16 protein-coding genes and 1 pseudogene are annotated in these 18,863 nt (G+C 63.1%); 7 read left to right on the top strand and 10 right to left on the bottom strand.

Annotated elements, in window-relative coordinates:
- A pseudogene (locus B3397_RS13420) lies at positions 1 to 152 on the top strand (octaprenyl-diphosphate synthase); the annotation flags it as partial.
- Positions 153 to 216: 64 nt separating this feature from the next.
- Here the strand turns inward: B3397_RS13420 and gshA are convergent.
- The 3 genes from gshA to B3397_RS13405 form a co-directional block, all read right to left on the bottom strand.
- Positions 217 to 1,800: a glutamate--cysteine ligase gene (gshA, locus tag B3397_RS13415; protein WP_296250822.1), complete on the bottom strand. Its 1,584-nt coding sequence runs from the start codon at positions 1,798 to 1,800 to the stop codon at positions 217 to 219.
- A 187-nt stretch (positions 1,801 to 1,987) separates the two neighbouring features.
- Complete coding sequence (locus B3397_RS13410; RefSeq protein WP_296250819.1) at positions 1,988 to 2,371, bottom strand: PaaI family thioesterase; 384 nt, start codon at positions 2,369 to 2,371, stop codon at positions 1,988 to 1,990.
- Entirely contained in the window at positions 2,371 to 4,692 is a 2,322-nt protein-coding gene (locus tag B3397_RS13405; protein ID WP_296250814.1) for a Tex family protein, read from the bottom strand. The genes B3397_RS13410 and B3397_RS13405 overlap by 1 nt, the downstream gene beginning before the upstream one ends.
- A gap of 277 nt (positions 4,693 to 4,969) precedes the next feature.
- On the opposite strand from B3397_RS13405, the gene ompR reads away from it, so the two are divergent.
- Both ompR and B3397_RS13395 read left to right on the top strand, forming a co-directional pair.
- On the top strand, positions 4,970 to 5,710 hold the full coding sequence (ompR, locus tag B3397_RS13400) for a two-component system response regulator OmpR (RefSeq protein ID WP_296250813.1): 741 nt from the start codon (positions 4,970 to 4,972) through the stop codon (positions 5,708 to 5,710).
- Positions 5,711 to 5,830: 120 nt separating this feature from the next.
- Positions 5,831 to 7,144, top strand: a complete 1,314-nt coding sequence (locus tag B3397_RS13395) for an ATP-binding protein (RefSeq protein ID WP_296250812.1) — start codon at positions 5,831 to 5,833, stop codon at positions 7,142 to 7,144.
- Between the two features lie 95 nt (positions 7,145 to 7,239).
- Here B3397_RS13395 and rimK read toward each other — a convergent pair whose 3' ends face one another.
- Positions 7,240 to 8,145, bottom strand: a complete 906-nt coding sequence (rimK, locus tag B3397_RS13390; protein WP_296250810.1) for a 30S ribosomal protein S6--L-glutamate ligase — start codon at positions 8,143 to 8,145, stop codon at positions 7,240 to 7,242.
- Complete coding sequence (locus B3397_RS13385; protein ID WP_296250827.1) at positions 8,142 to 8,591, bottom strand: ATP-dependent zinc protease; 450 nt, start codon at positions 8,589 to 8,591, stop codon at positions 8,142 to 8,144. The genes rimK and B3397_RS13385 overlap by 4 nt, the downstream gene beginning before the upstream one ends.
- Positions 8,592 to 8,814: 223 nt before the next feature.
- Here B3397_RS13385 and B3397_RS13380 point away from each other — a divergent pair, with 223 nt between their 5' ends.
- A complete protein-coding gene (locus tag B3397_RS13380; RefSeq protein ID WP_296250808.1) occupies positions 8,815 to 9,219 on the top strand; it encodes an RNA-binding S4 domain-containing protein in 405 nt (134 codons plus the stop codon).
- A gap of 270 nt (positions 9,220 to 9,489) precedes the next feature.
- Here the strand turns inward: B3397_RS13380 and B3397_RS13375 are convergent, their stop codons facing one another.
- Positions 9,490 to 10,287: a phosphatase PAP2 family protein gene (locus tag B3397_RS13375; protein ID WP_296250806.1), complete on the bottom strand. Its 798-nt coding sequence runs from the start codon at positions 10,285 to 10,287 to the stop codon at positions 9,490 to 9,492.
- Between the two features lie 107 nt (positions 10,288 to 10,394).
- On the opposite strand from B3397_RS13375, the gene hslO reads away from it, so the two are divergent.
- The 3 genes from hslO to B3397_RS13360 all read left to right on the top strand — a co-directional run bounded on the left by hslO (position 10,395) and on the right by B3397_RS13360 (position 13,605).
- Positions 10,395 to 11,297, top strand: coding sequence for an Hsp33 family molecular chaperone HslO (hslO, locus tag B3397_RS13370; RefSeq protein WP_296250803.1), 903 nt, complete (start codon positions 10,395 to 10,397; stop codon positions 11,295 to 11,297).
- A gap of 179 nt (positions 11,298 to 11,476) precedes the next feature.
- The gene (locus B3397_RS13365; protein ID WP_296250802.1) at positions 11,477 to 13,018 is read left to right on the top strand and encodes a phosphoenolpyruvate carboxykinase; all 1,542 of its coding nucleotides are present in this window, start codon (positions 11,477 to 11,479) and stop codon (positions 13,016 to 13,018) included.
- 170 nt (positions 13,019 to 13,188) lie between these two features.
- Entirely contained in the window at positions 13,189 to 13,605 is a 417-nt protein-coding gene (locus tag B3397_RS13360) for an acyl-CoA thioesterase (protein WP_296250800.1), read from the top strand.
- A 299-nt stretch (positions 13,606 to 13,904) separates the two neighbouring features.
- Here B3397_RS13360 and B3397_RS13355 read toward each other — a convergent pair whose 3' ends face one another.
- From B3397_RS13355 to B3397_RS13340, 4 genes are all read right to left on the bottom strand, one after another.
- Positions 13,905 to 14,381 (bottom strand): hypothetical protein, encoded by a 477-nt coding sequence (locus B3397_RS13355; RefSeq protein WP_296250798.1) that lies wholly within the window; start codon positions 14,379 to 14,381, stop codon positions 13,905 to 13,907.
- 217 nt (positions 14,382 to 14,598) lie between these two features.
- On the bottom strand, positions 14,599 to 16,935 hold the full coding sequence (locus B3397_RS13350) for an FdhF/YdeP family oxidoreductase (protein ID WP_296250797.1): 2,337 nt from the start codon (positions 16,933 to 16,935) through the stop codon (positions 14,599 to 14,601).
- Positions 16,932 to 17,771, bottom strand: coding sequence for a formate dehydrogenase accessory sulfurtransferase FdhD (gene fdhD, locus B3397_RS13345; protein ID WP_296250795.1), 840 nt, complete (start codon positions 17,769 to 17,771; stop codon positions 16,932 to 16,934). Before fdhD ends, B3397_RS13350 begins: the two co-directional genes overlap by 4 nt.
- Before the next feature lie 94 nt (positions 17,772 to 17,865).
- Entirely contained in the window at positions 17,866 to 18,741 is an 876-nt protein-coding gene (locus B3397_RS13340) for a LysR family transcriptional regulator (RefSeq protein ID WP_296250793.1), read from the bottom strand.
- Positions 18,742 to 18,863 lie beyond the last annotated feature (122 nt).

Here is an 18,863-nt window from a genome sequence, read left to right as displayed (position 1 = left end):
CCGCTGTGGACAGCTCTGGGCGGCTGGACTACACCGCGCAACTGGCCCGTGATTGCGGGGCCAAGGCCATTTACCAGCGCGGAACCTTGCCAGGCAGCGAATACCGTGATGCTTTGGTCGAATTGAGCGACTTCGCGGTGGTGCGTACTCACTGCTTTGGCGCCGCTTCGTTCGCGGCTGTACGCCGCTCCTACAGGGGGTGTGTGGGTGGCTTGATCAGTTGCTGATCGCCAGGATGCTCGCCTGGTACGACCCGACGAACACATCGAAATCCCCCACTTCCTCACGCTCCAGCTCCGCCTGCTCGGCCAGCGAGGTGCGTGCCCGCTCTTCGAAACTGGCCTGCTGTTCAGCCGTCAGTGCCTGGCTGCGGAAGAACTCGGCATGGGCCTGGCTCTGGCTGAACGAGAACTCGGCAAAACCCTGCTTGTTCTCGGTCATGCTGGCCAGCACCTGGGCCGAAGGCGTCAGGCTGACATCCTCGACCTTGGCGCGCTGGGCAGCCATGGCCTGGGCATGGGCATCGCCACCGATGCTGCGATCGAGCAGCGCGGCCAGGCTACCGATACGCTCGAGCAAATCGCCGGCCCACTGCTTGAGCTCGACCGCTTCGCCGTTGCGCTGCAGCTCCAGGCCCGGACGACGGCCTTCCTTGACCACCCGCAGAAAGTTGTCGCTGCAATTGCCGCATTCCCGGTTGTCCAGCTGCGGGCTCTGCTCGAAGGCGCAGAACAGCAGGAAAGCGTCGATGAAGCGCGACTCGGTCAGGTCGATGCCGGTCGGCAGGAACGGGTTGATATCCAGGCAGCGCACTTCCACGTACTGCACGCCACGGGCCATCAGCGCCTGAATCGGCCGCTCGCCGGTATAGGTCACACGCTTGGGGCGGATGTTGGAGTAGTACTCGTTTTCGATCTGCAGGATGTTGGTGTTCAGCTGCACCCACTCGCCATCCTTGTGCGTGCCCACTTCGGCATACGGCGGGTAGGGCGTGGCCACGGCCTTGCGCAGGCTGTCGGTGTAGCTGGTCAGGTCGTTGAAGCAAGGCGTCAGCCCAGCCTGGGCGTTGCTCTGGTAACCCAGGTCGCTCATGCGCAGGCTGGTGGCATAGGGCAGGTACAGGGTATTGGCGTCGAACTGCTCCAGCTGGTGCGCGCGGCCGCGCAGGAAGCCTGCGTCCAGCGCCGGCGAGGCGCCGAACAGGTACATGAGCAGCCAGCTGTAGCGGCGGAAATTGCGGATCAGCGCCAGGTAGGCGGAGGACTGATAGTCGCGGTCGGTGCCCACATAGCCTTCGGCACTTTTGAGCAGCGGCCAGAGTGCCTCGGGCAACGAGAAATTGTAGTGGATGCCGGCGATGCACTGCATGGTGCGGCCATAGCGCAGCGACAACCCCTGGCGATAGACGTACTTGAGGCGGCCGATATTGGACGTGCCGTAGTAGGCAATCGGGATATCCTCCTCGGCCGGCAACGGGCACGGCATCGAAGGGCTCCACAGGTATTCGCCGCTCAACTTGCTGTAGGCGAAGCGGTGAATCTGCTCCAGGCTCTGCAGCGTTTGCGCCGGGTCCTGCAACGCCGGAGTGATGAACTCCAGCAGCGACTCGGAGTAGTCGGTGGTGATCTGCTCGTTGGTCAAGGCCGAACCCAGCGCTTCGGGGTGCGGCGTTTGCGCCAGACGACCCTCGGCGTTGACGCGCAGGCACTCGCGCTCGATGCCGTGCAGGCACTGCGCGAGCAGGGAAAGGTTGGCAGGCTCGCCGAGCAAAGTCAGGCGGCGGTTGAGAAATTCGCTCAAGTTGGATTCCTTCACGCGTCAGTCGCCCCGATATGGGGGTGGAGCAGACGGTCTGCAAGGGTGAAGACAAAAAGGAACCGGCGTTGTCGCCTGGCCTCGTTCATGGCCGCTGCTCCGGCGGCGTCAAGGCTGCTGTTTCCGGCACCGCCTACGCTGTGCCGAAAGTACCTCAGAACCGCCATCGGAGCTAGAGAGCGACGAACGTCCCCTGGGCTTTTGCCATCAGTTTGTTGCCCTGAAACACCTCGGCGTCGACCATCAGCGTTCGACGGCCGGCGTGCAGCACCCGGGCAATGCAGACCACTTCACCTTCTGACACCGGGCGAAGGTAATTGATCTTGCATTCCAGGGTGACGCTGCGATTGTCGAAGCCATGGGAGGTGGAACAGGCCAGCCCCATGGTGATGTCGACCAGGCTGAAGATCGCGCCGCCGTGGAGTTTCTCGGCGCGATTGCGCAGGTGCGGCGCCAGCGGCAGGGCCACTTCGGCCACGCCCGCGTCCAAACGCCGCACCTGGCAACCCAGGTTGCGGAAGTAGGCGCTTTCGGTCAGCTCGGCAGCGATGTCCATCAGCGCTTCTTCAGCTGCTTGGCGTTGGCAAACAGCGAGGCCATGGCGTTATTGGCGGGCGCGGCGGCAGGCTCCTTGGCGCGGGGTGCAGCATTTTGCTGACGCGGCGACGAACCTGGGCGGCTGCCACGGGCACCATCGACTTTCTCGCCTGGGGTATCACCCATGCGCATCGACAAGCCGACGCGTTTGCGCGGAATGTCCACTTCCATCACCTTGACCTTGACCACATCGCCCGCCTTGACCGCTTCGCGTGGGTCCTTGATGAATTTCTCGGACAGCGCGGAGATATGCACCAGGCCATCCTGATGGACGCCGATATCGACGAACGCGCCGAAGTTGGTGACGTTGGTGACCACGCCTTCCAGAATCATGCCCGGCTGCAGGTCCTTGAGGTCTTCCACACCGTCCTGGAACTCGGCGGTCTTGAACTCAGGGCGAGGGTCGCGCCCGGGCTTGTCCAGTTCCTGAAGAATGTCGGTGACGGTGGGCAGGCCGAAGGTTTCGTCGGTGAATTTCTTCGGATCCAGCCGTTTGATGAAGCCGCTGTCGCCGATCAGCGAGCGGATGTCACGGTCAGTCCCTGCGGCGATGCGCTGCACCAGCGGGTAGGCCTCGGGGTGTACTGCGGAAGCGTCCAGCGGGTTGTCGCCGTTCATCACGCGCAGGAAGCCTGCGGCTTGTTCGAAGGTTTTCTCACCCAGACGCGGGACTTTCTTCAACGCCGCGCGAGTCTTGAAGGCGCCGTGTTCGTCACGGTGGGCGACGATGTTCTGCGCCAGCGTGGCGTTGAGGCCCGAGATGCGCGCCAGCAGTGCCACCGAGGCGGTGTTGACGTCCACGCCCACGGCGTTCACGCAGTCTTCGACCACCGCGTCCAGGCCGCGCGCCAGCTTGAGCTGGGACACGTCGTGCTGGTACTGGCCGACACCGATGGATTTAGGGTCGATCTTCACCAGTTCCGCCAGCGGGTCCTGCAGGCGGCGGGCAATGGACACCGCGCCACGGATCGAAACGTCCAGATCCGGGAACTCCCTGGCGGCCAGCTCCGAGGCCGAATACACCGACGCGCCGGCTTCGGAAACCATGACCTTGGTCATTTTCAGGCCTGGGTATTTCTTGATCAGTTCGGCGGCCAGCTTGTCTGTTTCCCGGCTGGCGGTGCCGTTGCCGATGGCAATCAGATCCACCGCGTGCTTGGCGCACAGGGCGGCCAGCACGGCCAGGGTCTGGTCCCATTTGTTGTGCGGCACGTGCGGGTACACGGTGGCGTGGTCGAGCAGCTTGCCAGTGGCGTCGACCACCGCGACCTTGCAACCGGTGCGCAGGCCCGGGTCCAGGCCCAGGGTGGCCCGAGGGCCTGCCGGCGCGGCCAGCAGCAGGTCATGCAGGTTGTGGGCAAACACGTTGATCGCTTCGGTTTCGGCAGCGTCGCGCAGCTCGCCCAGCAGGTCGGTTTCCAGATGGCTGTAGAGCTTGACCTTCCAGGTCCAGCGCACCACTTCGCCCAGCCACTTGTCGGCCGCGCGGTTCTGGTTCTTAACGGCGAAATGCTCGCCGATCATCATCTCGCACGGGTGCAAGGTACCTGGCAGTTCTTCGCCGACCTTCAGGGCCGAGCTGAGAATGCCTTCGTTGCGGCCGCGGAAGATGGCCAGGGCGCGGTGCGAGGGCATGCTCTTGAGGGCTTCGTCGTGCTCGAAGTAGTCGCGGAACTTGGCGCCTTCCTCTTCCTTGCCGGCGATGACCCGGGCGCTGAGCGTGGCTTCCTGTTTGAGGAAGCTGCGCAGCTTGTCGAGCAGCTTGGCGTCTTCGGCGAAGCGCTCCATGAGGATGTACTTGGCGCCTTCCAGGGCGGCCTTGACGTCGGCCACGCCCTTGTCGCCATCGACGAAGCGCGCGGCCTCGGTTTCCGGGGTCAGGAGCGGGTCGTTGAACAGGCCATCGGCCAGTTCGCCCAGGCCGGCTTCCAACGCGATCTGGCCTTTGGTGCGACGCTTCTGCTTGTACGGCAGGTACAGGTCTTCGAGGCGGGTCTTGGTGTCCGCCAGCTTGATGTCGCGGGCCAGTTCAGGGGTGAGCTTGCCCTGTTCCTCGATGCTGGCCAGAATGCTGGCACGGCGCTCGTCCAGTTCACGCAGGTAGCGCAGGCGCTCTTCCAGGTGGCGCAGCTGGGTATCGTCCAGGCTGCCGGTGACTTCTTTGCGATAACGGGCGATGAAAGGCACGGTCGAACCTTCATCCAGGAGTGCCACGGCCGCTTCGACCTGTTGAGGGCGTACGCCGAGTTCCTCGGCGATGCGGCTGTTGATGCTGTCCATAAGAACCACCTGACAAATTTATAAGTGCAAAGCCCGGCTGCCCGGGGGCTTTTCCCGGCCCTGGAGAATATGGCGGGAGGCCAGCGAACAATCTTCAGCAGGCGTTGCCTGACTAAAAGCGGCGCATTATACCCAGCCATTGCGCGCTGGCGCGAACCGCGCAGGCCAGCCGTCGAATCGCCGAAGCTGGCGGGCCAGGAAAAATCTGCTAACAATGCACACGGCACGAGCGGTGGCAGCTACGCCATAATGCGCGCCGAGATCAAAGGAGCAACCCATGAGCAGTACTGCACAAGCAGCCGAAGGTGAAAAGATCCTCATCGTTGACGATGACCCAGGATTGAGCAGCCTGCTGGAGCGTTTCTTTACCAGCAAAGGCTATCGTGCGCGAGCCGTGCCCAACGTCGAGCAAATGGATCGCCTGCTGGCCCGCGAGGTGTTCAACCTGGTGGTGCTGGACCTCATGCTCCCCGGCGAAGACGGCCTGTCCGCCTGCCGCCGTCTGCGCGCCGGCAACAACCAGGTGCCGATCATCATGCTCACCGCCAAGGGCGACGAGCTGAGCCGCATCAAGGGTCTGGAACTGGGCGCCGACGATTACCTGGCCAAGCCCTTCAACCCCGACGAACTCATGGCGCGGGTCAAGGCCGTGCTGCGTCGTCAATCGGCACCGGTGCCCGGTGCGCCGGGTAGCGAGGACGAATCGGTCAGCTTTGGTGACTACGAGCTGTCCCTGGCGACCCGCGAGCTCAAGCGTGGCGACGAAGTGCACATGCTCACCACCGGTGAATTCGCCGTGCTCAAGGCGTTGGTGATGAATGCCCGTCAGCCGCTGACCCGCGACAAGTTGATGAACCTGGCTCGCGGTCGCGAGTGGGATGCCCTGGAGCGCTCCATCGACGTGCAGATCTCGCGCCTGCGCCGGATGATCGAACCCGATCCCTCCAAGCCACGTTATATTCAGACGGTCTGGGGTGTGGGCTACGTATTCGTGCCGGACGGCAACGCCGCCAAGTAATCGCGCCCGGGCGATGGTTTGTAGGAGCGAGGTCCTGGATCACTGGTTGATTCGGGATGTTCGTCATCCGCAATGTTTGCGAGCCGAGCTCGTTCCTGCAAAGTATGTGGCTGTTGTGCAATGAAAACCCCCGTCTGGTTCCCGCAAAGCTTCTTCGCTCGCACCCTCTGGCTGGTGCTGGTGGTCGTGCTCTTCTCCAAGGCGCTGACCCTGGTCTACCTGCTCATGAACGAGGACGTGCTGGTGGACCGCCAGTACAGCCACGGTGTGGCCCTGACCCTGCGCGCCTACTGGGCCGCCGACGAGAACAACCGTGATCAGATTGCCGATGCCGCCGGGTTGATCCGCGTGGTCGGCGGCGGCGTACCCGAGGGTGAACAGCATTGGCCGTACAGCGAGATCTACCAGCGCCAGATGCAGGCGGAGCTGGGTGAGGACACCGAAGTGCGCTTGCGCGTCCATGCACCCCCGGCCTTGTGGGTGCGGGCGCCCAGCTTGGGCGCGGGCTGGCTGAAGGTGCCGCTGTATCCGCACCCGCTGCGGGGGCAGAAAATCTGGAGCGTGCTGGGCTGGTTCCTGGCCATCGGTCTGCTCTCGACCGCCTCGGCGTGGATCTTCGTGCGTCAGTTGAACCAGCCGCTCAAGCGCCTGGTATTTGCGGCGCGGCAGTTGGGGCAGGGCAGCAGTGTGCGGTTGCCGGTCAGTGATACGCCCAGCGAGATGACCGAGGTCTATCGGGCGTTCAACCAGATGGCCGAAGACGTCGAGCAGGCCGGACGCGAGCGGGAGTTGATGCTGGCCGGGGTGTCCCACGACCTGCGCACGCCGCTGACGCGCTTGCGCTTGTCGCTGGAATTGATGACCTCGGACAACGAATTCACCCCCGACATGGTGCGCGACATCGAAGACATGGACGCCATTCTCGACCAGTTCCTGGCGTTCATTCGCGACGGTCGCGACGAAACGGTGGAGGTGGTCGACCTGGCCGCGCTGGTGCAGGAAGTGGTTGCGCCGTACAACCAGGGTGAAGAGCAGGTGCGCCTGTGTCTGGAGCCGATACCGCCGTTCCCGTTGCGCAAGGTGTCCATGAAGCGGTTGATGAACAACCTGATTGGCAACGCCTTGCACCATGCGGGCGATGGCGTGGAGGTCGCCGCCTATGTATCCGGCGACAACAGCGCGCCTTATGTGGTGCTTAGCGTACTGGACCGTGGTGCAGGCATCGATCCGGCGGAGCTGGCGGGGATTTTCGATCCGTTTATCCGTGGTGATCGTGCGCGCAGTGGCAAGGGCACCGGGCTGGGGTTGGCGATCGTCAAGCGCATTGCCGCCATGCACGGCGGCAATGTGGAGTTGCGCAACCGATCCGGCGGTGGCCTGGAGGCCAGGGTGCGGTTGCCATTGGGACTGATGCTGCCCCGGGATGCCGTGTAGGCAGGCTTGGCCCTAGCAGGCCCCACCCGAGATCCCGTGTGGGAGCGGGTTCTACCCGCGATGGGGCCCGCCCAGGCAGCACGACAATCAGCGCTCTAGCCTTTGCCCTTGGTCCGCGTCATGTTCGGCCCGCTGTTCTTCTCGATGTGCTCGATGATCATCCCGGCCACGTCCTTGCCCGTGGTCACCTCGATCCCTTCCAGCCCTGGCGAGGAATTCACCTCCATCACCAGCGGCCCATGATTGGAGCGCAGAATGTCGACGCCCGCCACGCTCAGGCCCATCACCTTGGCTGCACGAATGGCGGTTACCCGCTCCTCGGGGGTGATCTTGATCAGGCTGGCGCTGCCACCGCGGTGAAGGTTGGAGCGAAACTCCCCAGGCTTGGCCTGGCGCTTCATCGACGCAATCACCTTGTCGCCCACCACGAAGCAGCGAATATCCGCGCCGCCGGCCTCCTTGATGTACTCCTGGACCATGATGTTCTGCTTCAGGCCCATGAAGGCTTCGATCACCGACTCGGCTGCCTGGGTGGTTTCGCACAGGACCACGCCGATTCCCTGAGTGCCCTCCAGCACCTTGATCACCAGGGGTGCGCCATTGACCATGCTGATCAAGTCCGGGATATCGTCGGGGGAATGGGCAAAGCCGGTGACCGGCAGCCCGATGCCCCGGCGCGACAACAACTGCAGCGAGCGCAGTTTGTCCCTGGAGCGTGCGATGGCCACCGATTCGTTGAGCGGGAACACGTCCATCATCTCGAACTGGCGCAATACCGCGCAGCCATAGAAGGTCACCGAAGCGCCGATCCGCGGGATCACGGCGTCATAGCCCTGCAACGGCTTGCCCCGGTAGTGAATCTGGGGCTTGTGGCTGGCGATGTTCATATACGCGCGCAGCGTGTCGATCACCACCATTTCATGGCCACGGGCAGTACCGGCTTCGACCAGACGACGAGTGGAATACAGACGCGGATTACGCGACAGCACAGCGATCTTCATGCAACACCTGTGGCAGAGGTAGTAGAGGCCGGGAACACCGGCTTGTCTTGAACGTAGGTGACACCCGGGTTGACGACCAATTGGCCGTGCACCAGTGCCTTGGAACCGAGCAGCAGGCGGTAACGCATGGACTTGCGGCAGGCCAGGGTGAACTCGACAGTCCACACCCGGTCGCCCAAGGCCAGCGTGGTCTTGATCACATAGCGGGCCTGGGCATGGCCGTTGGAGCTCTTGATGGTCTTCATGGCCACCAGCGGTGCTTCGCAGCGCCGGTGACGCAGCTGTACCACGGTACCGAGGTGGGCGGTGAAACGTACCCAGCGTTCGCCGTTGCGGGTGAACGGTTCGATGTCCGTGGCGTGCAGGCTGGAGGTGCTGGCGCCGGTATCGATCTTGGCCCGCAGGCCGGCCACGCCCAGGTCGGGAAGGGCCACCCACTCGCGCAGGCCGATAACGGTCAGATGGTCAAATGTCTTCAAATCGGGCAACCGCAATACAGGGTAGGAGCAAACCGTGACACGCAAGCTTCAGACCGGCGTCGCGGGGATGAATTCAACCCAGCATAGCCCGGCATCGCCAGCGTCCGTGCACTGTAAACGCAAAGGCTCCTACTTGCATCCGACAGGCACGGTAGTACAGTTCCGTGACGGTCTTGAGCGAGGTAAACACGTGGCACGCAAGCAGGAAGAACAAGAGGAAGAGAAGGTTCGGCTGGACAAATGGCTATGGGCCGCGCGTTTCTACAAGACGCGTGCGCTGGCCAAGGAGGCCATCGAAAGCGGCAAGGTGCACTGCCGGGGCGAGCGTTGCAAGCCGGGCAAGGAGCCGCGGGTGGGCGACGAGTTCCAGATTCGCATGGGCTTCGACGAGCGCACCGTGGTGGTCCAGGCCTTGTCGATCGTCCGCCGTGGCGCGCCGGAGGCACAGACGCTGTACCGCGAAACCGAGCAGAGCCTGGCCAAGCGCGAAGAGGCGGCGGCGATGCGCAAGTCGGGCGCGCTGGGTGTGACCACTGACGGCAAGCCGTCCAAGAAGCAGCGGCGGCAGCTGTTCAGTTTTCGGTCGGGAGAGTGATGGCGTGTCAGCGCCGGCCCCATCGCGGGCAGAGCCCGCTCCCACAGGGGTTGCGTATGGCACAGAACATCAGGCCACCACCCATCCCCTCTGGGTCTGTGATGGCACAGAACATCAGGCCAGCACCCACCCCCTCTGGGGTCTGTGATGGCACAGAACATCAGGCCAGCACACACCCCCTCTGGTCTGTGATGGCACAGATCATCAGGTCGGCACGGATTCTGTGTAGGAGCGGGTTCTACCCGCGATGAGGCCAGCACGGCCAACCCATCACCCGCGGACGATACTCAATTGTCCTACCCCCGGCACCCGCTGCATTACCCGGAACAGCGGCGCGGTGACCTTCACCAGCCACGCCGAAGCGCGTCCGGCGAAGGGTGTGTAATACCCCCAGCCCAGCGCCAGCAGGGCCATCAGCACGCCGCCGATATAGTCATCCTGGCCCCAGTGGGCGCCGGCCACCAGCCGTGGCATCATGAACACCAGGGCCAGCCCCCAGATCACCAGGCGCTGGCTCAAGCGCTGGCTGCACACGGACATGAACAACGCCCAGATCAAGAGCACCGACGCATGGTCGCCGGGGAAACTCTGGCTGGAACGGTCCTTGAGTTCCCAATGCTTCTCGAGCTGCGGGTACCAGTCGCTGAGCAATACCGGGTCGGCCAGCACCATGCTCGGGCTGTCGTGATCCCAGCCCATTGCATGTATCCACTTGGAAAACAGCGCGCGAACCACCACTAAGAGCAACAGCACGGCAATGAAGCCGAAAAAGGCCTGGCGCACCTGCGCGGCCTTGAACACCCAGTCGCCACGAATCAGCAGGGCCAGCATGATCAGCCCGACCACGATATCGAACGGGCGCAGGCTACCCAGCGTCCACACGTAGCGCCAGGCGGCGACGTTGGCCAAGGGGGCATTGAGCAGGCGGAACAGCCATTCGTCGACTGCTGTACACAAGTCATGGCCAATAGGCCATAACCAGAAACACAGCAGCGCGAGCGCGATTGAATTGCACAGCAGCAGGCCGCGAATGTTCCACCGGGGTGGCAACAAAGGGGCGTTGTTCATACGATACCTCGACATCTACAGGGCAGTGAGCGACCAAACGGACGCTCTAAAGCGGGTTCTTATAAGACCCTCTACACATTTTGTCACTATTCTCAGATACTGGACTTATGCACGATCTACCTGAAGCCGATTTCACCCAACGTTTCATTTTCGACGACGCCGATCTACGCGGTGAGGCGGTAGCTTTGGAGCGCAGTTATGCCGAAGTGCTGGCTAAACACGACTATCCGCTGCCTGTGCAACTGTTGTTGGGTGAGTTCATGGCAGCCGCCGCGCTGCTGGTCGGCACCCTCAAGTTCGACGGCCTGCTGATTTTGCAGGCGCGCTCCGAGGGCCCGGTGCCCCTGTTGATGATCGAGTGCTCCAGCGAGCGTGAAATCCGTGGTTTGGCGCGCTTCCATGGCGACCAGATCAACGACACCGATGGCCTGCCCGAACTGATGCCCAGCGGCACCCTGGCCATGACCATCGACCCGACGGTAGGCCAGCGCTATCAAGGTATCGTCGATCTGCAAGGGGCCGACCTTTCGGAAAGCTTCTCCAACTATTTCGCTCTGTCCGAGCAACTCGGCACCCGCTTCTGGCTCAAGGCCGATGGCACCCGCGCCCGTGGGCTGCTGTTGCAGCAGTTGCCGGCTGCCGTGATCAAGGACGAGGATGACCGCGCCGAAAGCTGGAAGAACGCTACCGCCCTGGCCGATACCCTGAAGGCAGAAGAACTGCTGGGCCTGGACAACGAAACCGTACTGTATCGGCTGTACCACGAACAGGCCGTGCGCCTGTTCGACGTTCAGCCGATCCTGTTCCGCTGCAGCTGTTCGCGGGAACGCTCGGCGCGGGCGTTGGTCAGTCTTGGGCACGACGATGCGCGCGAGTTGCTCAAGGAACATGGCGGTACGGTCGAGATCGACTGCCAGTTCTGCAACCAGCGATATTTGTTTGACGCCACCGACGTCGATCAACTATTCAGTGGGGCAGGGGTCGACGCACCGTCAGATACCCGTCACTAAATAGATTCAGTCTCGCTAAATTAACAATTGGACGCCGGGATAACGCCGTTATCGACAAGAGGACCCTACTCTTTTCGGGCGTTTCTGGCATAATCCGGCCCACTTTTTAGCTGTAGTGGTTGTTGTAAACTTACTACAAAACGTTTGGAGCACTCGGCCACGGGCCGACGGGGAACCTCATGACGCAAGCCAAAAACGCCGTGTACACCGATCTGTCCGTTGACGATCTGGTTAAAGAAGCCTTGAACCGCGGTGAAGGCGAGCTTGCCGATACCGGCGCTCTGGTCGTACGCACCGGTCACCGTACCGGTCGTTCGCCAGTCGACCGTTTTATCGTTGAAGAGCCCACCACCCAGGACGCCATTGCCTGGGGCCCGATCAACCGCAAGTTCCCGGCCGACAAGTTCGACGCCCTGTGGGATCGTGTCGAAGCCTATATCGGCGAGCGCGAGCGGTTCGTTTCCCACGTGCATGTAGGCTCTGATCCAGCGCACTACCTGCCGGTCAAGATGACCACCCAGACGGCCTGGCAGAACCTGTTCGGCCGCTGCCTGTTCATCAACCCCGAGCAGTACAACGCTGGCGACAAGCCTGAGTGGCAAGTGCTCAACGTGGCTGAGTTCGAGTGTGTGCCAGAGCGTGACGGCACCAACTCCGACGGCACCGTGATCATCAACTTCGCCGCCCGCAAGGTGCTGATCGCCGGCATGCGTTACGCCGGTGAAATGAAGAAAGCCATGTTCTCGGTGCAGAACTTCCTGCTGCCGGCTGCCGACGTGCTGCCGATGCACTGCGCTGCCAACATGGGCGAAGAGGGCGATGTGACCCTGTTCTTCGGCCTGTCGGGCACTGGCAAGACCACCCTGTCGGCCGACGAAAGCCGTTACCTGATCGGTGACGACGAGCACGGCTGGGGCGAAGGCGTGGTGTTCAACATCGAAGGCGGCTGCTATGCCAAGTGCATCGACCTGTCGGAGAAGAACGAGCCGGTCATCTGGAAAGCCATCCAGCACGGCGCCGTGCTGGAAAACGTCGTGCTGGACGCCAACAAGAAGGCCGACTACGCCGACGACAGCCTGACCCAGAACAGCCGCGCCGCGTACCCGCGCGAGCTGATCGAAAAGCGCGCACCGAAAAACCTCGGTGGCGAGCCCAACGCCGTGATCTTCCTGACCTGCGACCTCACCGGCGTACTGCCGCCCGTGTCGATCCTCAGCGAAGAGCAGGCGGCCTATCACTTCCTGTCGGGTTACACCGCGCTGGTGGGCTCCACTGAAATGGGTTCGGGCAGCGGCATCAAGTCGACCTTCTCCACCTGCTTCGGCGCACCGTTCTTCCCGCGCCCGGCCGGCGAATACGCCGAACTGCTGATCAAGCGTATCCGCGGTTTCGGCTCCAAGGTCTACCTGGTCAACACCGGCTGGACCGGCGGTGGCTACGGCGTGGGCAAGCGCTTCAACATCCCCACCACCCGTGGCGTGATTGCAGCGATCCAGAGCGGCGCCCTGATCGGCACCAAGACCGAGCACCTGGACATCATCAATCTGGACGTGCCTAAGGCCGTTCCAGGCATCGATACCGGCTTGCTCAACCCTCGTACCACCTGGGCAGATCCAGCGGCCTACGACGAGGCTGCCAAAGGCCTGGCCGGGCTGTTCATCGAGAACTTCAAGAAGTTCGAAGTGAGCGACGCGATCAAGGCTGCGGGCCCGCAACTGTAAGTCTTCGCCGATGCACAAAAAACCGCCCTCACAGGCGGTTTTTTGTGCGTCGGTGTAAGGCGCTTCCCTACGCCGCTTACCCTGTACCGCCTTTCCAGCACCGCGCCTCCCAGGCCGACCGCGTTGGTGCGGACCCGGCTCACGCCGGTGCTACGTTTGAGGGTTTGTTGATGACTGTTCGTGCTGATTACCGTTATTTCCAGCCGATCCTTACGCGCTGGCATGACAACGATGTGTATGGACACGTGAACAACGTGACCTACTACAGCTATTTCGATACCGCCGTGAATACCTACCTGATCGAGCAGGGTGGGTTGGATATCCATGGCGGGGCAGTGGTGGGGTTCGTGGTGAGTTCGGCGTGCGATTATTTCGCTTCCGTGGCCTTTCCGGATCGGTTGGAGGTGGGGTTGCGCGTCGGCAAGCTGGGCAGCAGTTCGGTGCAGTATGAGTTGGCGGTGTTTCGAGCGGGGGAGGAGGAAGCCTGCGCGGCGGGGAGATTCGTGCATGTGTTCGTGGACAGGGCGACGAATCAGCCGGTGGCGATTCCGGATGGGTTGCGGGGGGCGCTGGAACGTCTGGTTTGACGGGGAAGGGGTAGAGGCTTCGAGGGCCTCATCGCGGGTAGAACCCGCTCCCACAGGAAAGCATTTGCGAAACTCTGTGGGAGCAGGGTTTGACTCCCTGGCAGACGCCCGCGAACCTCTGTGGGAGAGGGTTTTGACTCCCTGGCAGACGTTCGCGAACCTCTGTGGGAGCAGGTTTTGACTCCCTGGCAAACGTTCGCGAACCTTTGTGGGAGCAGGTTTTGACTCCCTAGAAGGCGTGCGCGGACCTCTGTGGGAGCGGGTTCTACCCGCGATGGGCGCGCTGCGGTATCACTGACTCAACGATCACGCCAATGCTTGTTGCGATGGCCGACATGGCGGCCGCGATCGCGGTGTTTCCACTTGCCGCGGTTGTCGTGGCCACGGTAGCGCCGGTCGTCGCGATCATCGCGATCAGCGGCGTTGCCCATATAGTTGCCCAGTGCACCACCGGCACCACCGCCGGCCGCCGCGCCGATCAGGCTGCCGGTATTGCCGGCCACACCACGGCCCACCACGTTACCGCCCGCCGCGCCCAGGGCGCCACCGATGGCCGCTTCACCGCGGCTGCGTTTGTCGGCGCCCACGGCACTGCCCGCTGCGCCACCCAGACCGGCGCCAATGGCCGAGCCGGTGCTGCCGCCCAATTGCTGGCCGACAACCGAACCTAGTACCCCACCCAGTGCGCCGCCTACACCTGCTTCGGTAGTGCCGCCAGCCGACGCCACGCCGCTGATCAGGCCAAGGGACAACAAAAGAATCGAGGGAAGTTTCATCGATGACGCCTCATAGGGATGACGGCGCCGACTTTGCAGCGGGCAACAAGAGGGGGCAAGCGGCATGTATCGAAAAGCACGACTTGTACACAATTCGATAACTTACTGTTTTCACTCTGAAACTTTGATCAGAAAAGTCGGTCGACTTTCTTCGGGTGGACTAGGTTGAAAGGGACGCGGCTTACGCCGCTGCTACAGGTGTAACCGCGTCCTGCCGTTACGCAATACGCGCTGTCGGGCTCGGTTGCTCCAAGCGGATCGCCACGAACTTGGAAGTCGGCGTGCTGCTGCCATCCCCCACGCTCTCCAGCGGTACCAGCGGATTGACCTCCGGATAATAGGCCGCCGCCTGCCCCGCCGGAATATCAAACGCGAGGAGGGTAAAGCCGGTCACTCGACGTTCGCGCCCATCGCTCCAGATCGACACCAGATCAGCCTTCTGCCCCGGGCGGAAGCCCAGGCGAATGATGTCGGCCTCGTTGGCAAACAACACGTCACGCTGCCCGCGTACACCGCGGTAGCGGTCATCCAGGCCGTAGATCGTGGTGTTGTACTGATCGTGGGAACGCATCGACTGCATGATCAGATCCGGTACCTGGCCCGTGGCGCGCACGCGCTCGTCCACCAGGTCCAGCGGCAGGCGGTTTGGCTTGAAGTTGGCGCGTCCGCTTGGCGTGTTCCAGCGCCGCGAGCCAGCGCTGCTGCCCAGGTAGAAGCCGCCAGGGTGCTGCAAGCGTTCGTTGAAGTCCTTGAAGCCGGGAATGGTGTCGGCAATCAGCGAACGAATACGGTCGTAGTCGCCGATCAGCCAGTTCCAGTCCACCGGTTGCGCGCCCAGGGTCGCCGCAGCAATGCCGGCAATGATCGCGGGCTCCGAGCGCATCTGGTTGGACAATGGCTGCAACTGGCCGTTGGAGGCGTGCACCATGCTGAACGAGTCTTCCACGGTGACCGCCTGCGGACCCTCGCTTTGTAGGTCGATGTCGGTCCGACCCAGGCACGGCAGAATCAGTGCCTCCTTGCCGTGCATCAGGTGGCTGCGGTTGAGCTTGGTGCTGATCTGCACCGTCAGGTCGCAGTTGCGCAGTGCTTGCGCAGTACGCGGGCTGTCGGGTGTCGCCTGGGCAAAGTTGCCGCCCAGGCCGATGAATACCTTGGCGCGACCTTCGGCCATGGCGTGGATGGCTTCCACCACGTTGTGACCATGGTTGCGCGGTACGGTGAAGCCGAAGCGTTTTTCCAGCGCATCGAGCAGGAACGCCGGTGGACGCTCGTTGATGCCCATGGTGCGGTCGCCCTGCACGTTGCTGTGGCCGCGCACCGGGCACAACCCGGCGCCCGGCCGGCCAATGTTGCCGCGCAGCAGCATCAGGTTGGCGATTTCCTGGATGGTCGGCACTGAGTGGCGGTGCTGGGTGATACCCATCGCCCAGCACATGATGACGTTCTTGCCCTTGAGGTACATGCGTGCGGCTTGCTCGATATCGCTCAGCGGCAGGCCCGACTGCTCGACGATATGCTCCCATGGGGTGTCATCGATCGCCGCCAGGTAGTCGAGCACGGTGGTAGTGTGCTCATTGAGGAAGTCGTGGTCGAACACCGACGGTGCATTGTTGGCCTGTGCTTCGCGCTCCCACTGCAGCAGGAATTTGGCCATGCCGCGCATCAGCGCCATGTCGCCGCCCAGGGCCGGGCGGAAGTAGGCGGTGTTGGTCGGACGGTCGCCGTTGGTGAGCATCTCGATCGGGTGCTGCGGGTGCTGGAAACGTTCCAGCCCGCGCTCCTTGAGTGGGTTGATGCACACCACCTGGGCGCCACGCTGCACCGCTTCGCGCAGCGGTTCGAGCATGCGCGGATGGTTGGTGCCGGGGTTCTGGCCCCAGACGAAAATGGCATCGGCGTGCTCGAAGTCGTCGAAGGTCACCGTACCCTTGCCCACACCGACACTCTGGGACAGCGCCACGCCGCTGGCTTCGTGGCACATGTTCGAGCAGTCAGGGAAGTTGTTGGTGCCGTAGGCCCGCACGAACAGCTGATACAGGTAGGCCGCCTCGTTGCTGGCGCGGCCCGAGGTATAGAACTCGGCCTGGTCGGGCGTCTGCAGATTGAGCAGATGCTTGGCGATCAGGCTGAAGGCATCGTCCCAGCCGATCGGCTTGTAGCGGTCGGTGCTCGCGTCGTAGACCATCGGCTCGGTCAGGCGACCCTGATACTCCAGCCAATAGTCGCTCTGCTCCAGCAATGACGTGACGCTGTGCTTGGCGAAAAACCCGGCGTCCACGCGGCGCTTGGTGGCTTCCCAGTTCACCGCCTTGGCGCCGTTCTCGCAGAATTTCACCATGCCGCTTTCCGGCGAATCGCCCCAGGCGCAACCCGGGCAGTCGAAACCGCCGTTCTGATTGGTCTTGAGCATGGTGCGAATGTTCTTCAGGGCGTTGTCGCTGGTTAGCCAGGCCTGCGTCACGCTGATCAATGCGCCCCAGCCGCCGGCAGCCCCTTTGTAGGGCTTGTAGCGCGGGGTAGGGGTCTTGTCGGCTTGGTTATGATTGCTCACGCTTGATTCTCCAACGCAGGGCTATAGACCCGCGGCGCGCTGTGCTGCGGCAGGTGAATGAGGTTCAGGTTATGGCGGCGGGCCCATTGCAGGGCCAGCCCGGTGGGCGCAGACAGGCTGACCAGGGTCTGGATGCCGGCACGCAGGACTTTCTGAATGAGTTCCAGGCTGCAGCGGCTGGTGACCACGGCCAGCCCGCCCTGGCTGTCGATGCCCTGGCGCACCAGCGCGCCGATGACTTTATCCAGGGCGTTGTGCCGACCGATGTCTTCGCGGCCCAGCAGCAACTCGCCCTGGTGGTTCATGAACAACGCCGCGTGCACCGCGCCGCTGCGCTGACCCAGGGGCTGGAACACACCGATGCGCTGGCGCAGGCCATCAAGCCAGGCCGCTGGGGGCAGGGGCGCGCCGGGCAGCACCTTCAGATCGGGCAAGGCCTGCTCCACCGCTTCCACGCCACACAGGCCGCAGCCGCTGGTGCCGGCCAGTTGCCGACGCTGGGTCTTCAGGGCCCAGAACGCGCGATTGGCGATCTGCACCTCGGCCTGCTGGGCCGAGCCGCTACCGCTGAGTTTGATGTCGTAGATTTCGTCGGCGCCGGCCACGATGCCGCTGCCGATGCTGAAACCGACCACGAAGTCTTCCAGATCGGTAGGGGTGACCAGCATCACCGCCTGGCTGATGCCGTTGTAGGCAATGGCCAGTGCGACTTCTTCGGCCAGCGGCGTATCGCCCGGTTCGGCGAGAGACAGGTTGCAGTAGCTGTAGGTCTGGCTGGCCTGGGTTGCGACCGGGGCTGAAGCGGGCACCACGCAAGCCGGGTGCTTCGCATTCATGGCAAGAGACCGGCAGGGAATCCAGCCTTAAGCCTAGGCGCGGGATTGCCTAGCGTCTAATTGCTATTACCGATGCGACGATAGACCGCATCGATCATGCGTTGTTGTACAGGGCGAAACATGCTTCGGCCAATGCCGAGCGTGGCGCGCTGCGGCGCATGATCAGCCCCAGCGGTGCCAGGGTATGCGCATCGGCGATAGGCTGCAGGCGCAGGTGCTCGGTCAGCCCTTCGAGGCCGCCGGCCAGGGGCATGACCGCGCAACACAACCCGCCGTGTACCGCTTGCAACAGCTGATGCACGGCATCGGTCTGCAGCAACGGCTGGGGATAGAGGCCGCGGCTGTGGAAGTTATGGTCGATCGACTGGCGAAAATGCATGCCGCTGGTGAGCATGCCCAACGGCAGTTCGGTCAGACGTTCCCAGCTCAGCGGCTGCTCGCCGAAGTCGTAGTGGCGCTGGTCGAACAGCAGGCCCATGCGGGTTTCGCTCAAGGGCAGGGAGTCGAAGCGTTCGGCGTCCAGGCGGTCGAGGAACGACACGCCCAGGTCGATACGGTTGCTGGCCAGTTGATCGAGGATCTGTTCGGAGCTGAGCGAACTAAGCTCGAAGCGCAGGTTGGGATGCTGGGCGTGGAGTTTGTGCAGCAGCGGCACTGGATCGAAACTGGACAGCGGCACCACCCCCAGACGCAGGGTGCCCACCAGGTGCCCGCGACAGGCAGCAGCCTCGGCTTGCAGGCCATCGTAAGCGGCAAGCACCGTGCGCGCCCAGGCCAGTACCCGCTCGCCTGGGGCAGTGAAACCCTCGAAGCGCTGTCCGCGGTTGACCAGAGGCAGTTCGAGTTCTTCCTCCAGGTTGCGCAGGCGCATCGACAGGGTCGGCTGAGTGATATGGCAGCGAGCGGCGGCTTGGCCGAAATGACGGGTCTCGTCGAGGGCGATGAGGAATTTGAGTTGTTTGATGTCCATGGTCGCTCCGGGGTGTGCGGGGGGCAGTATAGCGTTGTGCTGGCAGTGATGGCCCCTTCGCGGCTGCACGCCGCTCCTACGAATGACCGCGAAATGTTGTAGGAGCGGCGTACAGCCGCGAA

This window comes from Pseudomonas sp. UBA4194 (assembly GCF_002379585.1).
Classification (GTDB): domain Bacteria; phylum Pseudomonadota; class Gammaproteobacteria; order Pseudomonadales; family Pseudomonadaceae; genus Aquipseudomonas.
The sequence above is the reverse complement of the archived record's forward strand: the minus strand, read 5'-3'. Positions and strand labels throughout refer to the sequence as shown.